The 1,881-nt window shown below is 53.2% G+C and carries 2 protein-coding genes; both read right to left on the bottom strand.

Features of this window, described 5'->3' with window-relative positions:
• Positions 1–269: 269 nt before the first annotated feature.
• Positions 270–800, bottom strand: a complete 531-nt coding sequence (locus tag JMF90_RS35275; RefSeq protein WP_226292247.1) for an imm11 family protein — start codon at positions 798–800, stop codon at positions 270–272.
• A gap of 55 nt (positions 801–855) precedes the next feature.
• Positions 856–1,881 (bottom strand): RHS repeat-associated core domain-containing protein (locus tag JMF90_RS35270; RefSeq protein WP_201326181.1); only part of this gene is annotated, 1,026 nt, incomplete at its 5' end.

The following is a 1,881-nucleotide window of genomic DNA, read 5'->3' as shown; positions in this document are numbered from 1 at the left end:
CCCCCCCGAATCTCACCGCATCCACGACACTCAGCGATTTCACGCATAGATCTTGCTGTCGGGAGAATCCGTTCCAATTTGAGCATAGCTTCTTGATTGACCCACTCGCGACAATCCCGATATTACTTATACGCGCCATGCAACACCATGCTCCCTTTTCAGCGTGGAGCCTTGTTTCCCGCTCCAACATCTGACGGATAAACGAATGAAGTCGATTCTCGAACAACATGATCTTGCTTCCCGCTCGGGCACCGCCGGTCTGGTCGACATCAATCGGCAGGCGGAATACCAGTGGTGAATCTAACCCCCTTCTTTGTGGCACACAATACAGCCTCGGCCAATCGATCTCCCACGACAATATATGTCAAGGAGTCGTATTGTCTGCCAATGCCATTGGCAGAGAAATCGGAGCGCAAGACCATCTTTTTGAAACCAACCTTGGCATCAGGAAACCCCGGAATCTTCACCACTATCGGCTCAGAAGCGTCGTGATCGATCACATCGACTTTTCTAACCGGATTAAGAAGAAAGTATGATCCGTCAATAGCCTTTCCGTCCGATTCAATAACTGCCGGAATGAACTGTACGTCACCGTCATTCGCCAGTCCTTCAATCGCAACACGCACCGCTTCACTTACAAGCGGAATCAAGATGTTTGACCAAATAACACCGTAGTCTTGAATCTTTGCCACCCCCTTTTTGGGAAGATCGAATACCAAAGGATTCGATTTTGTGAGGCGTGTGGCCGCCTGTAAATCAAAGCGATCCACTTGATTTTTTGCCTCATCGTAGAGTGCCATCCGACTTTCCGGATAGTCCGCCTCCGTGGTCCAGATTTTCGTCATATATCCTCACTTAGTTTGGACACGCCCATGGTCGATGGTTCTTGTTGAGCATCCGGTTCCCGGCTTTCAACTCCATCCGCTCTCGCGCGATGATTCCGCGCAGAGCCGCGTCATACTGTTTCTGCCCCCAACCCTGCTGCTTTCCTATCACAACAGCATCGTTCATTTGTCTGGACAAGTTTGTGCTTACGATGTTGGGATGACGCCCGTTGTGGATCGAGCGAGTCGGATGAAGGCTTTCGTCATCTGGTAGATAGATTTTGTTAGCCTGAGATTGAAGATCAAAGCCAGCAAGCGCAATTAGAGGGTGATTTTTCGTCTGGGAATTCTTGTCGCTAATAATGTGGTGCTCTTGAAACCCCTGAGACTTGAGGCAGTTAACTCTTCTCTGGATGCTGGCTTCATGGGCAGGACGGCGAGGTGCCAACCCCAACGGATCGATCCATTCGACCGGATTCGACGCATATTGATAGACGTTGATCCCGCCAACGAGCCCGATCGGATCTTTCGACACGAACCTTCCGATACCCGAATCATAGTACCGGTGCCAGTTATAGTGCAGTCCCGTTTCCGCATCAACCTGCTGTCCCTGAAACCGCAACGGATTCTTAGCCACAATCCCCGCCGCCTTCGACGCCCGCGCAATCACCTCCCGCGCTTCACCCCAAGCCTTGTACGACGCTTCCCAGACCACATCACCATCATCGTCCGTTAGAAGCTGCGGCGTGCCGATCTGATCACAGTGGTAATAGAACACCGCCGCATCGCCCCGCCGCTCCGGCACCTTCTGCAGCGGGTCATCTTCCGGCACATAGCGGTCGGTACTCGTCCATACCGGCGTCTCGATTCCCTCAACTGGCTCCGCCACATACTGCGCCAGCGGCACGAACGTCCCCGGCTCGTACAGATAGTGCGTGCCACGCTCGCCATCACTCTCGTACGCCAGCGTGTCGCCATCCCACCCGAACACCGTCCGCTCGCCGTTCACCTCCTTCGCAATACGACGACCGAACGCATCATAGAAATACCGAGCCTG

The organism is Burkholderia sp. E168m23 (assembly GCF_016586125.1).
GTDB classification, from domain to species: Bacteria; Pseudomonadota; Gammaproteobacteria; order Burkholderiales; family Burkholderiaceae; genus Burkholderia; species Burkholderia orbicola.
The sequence above is the reverse complement of the archived record's forward strand: the minus strand, read 5'-3'. Positions and strand labels throughout refer to the sequence as shown.

What these genes read in the sequence shown, in the direction of transcription:
- JMF90_RS35275 (WP_226292247.1), bottom strand. Translation starts at nt 800, where the DNA reads ATGGCACTCTACGATGAGGCAAAAAATCAAGTGGATCGCTTTGATTTA.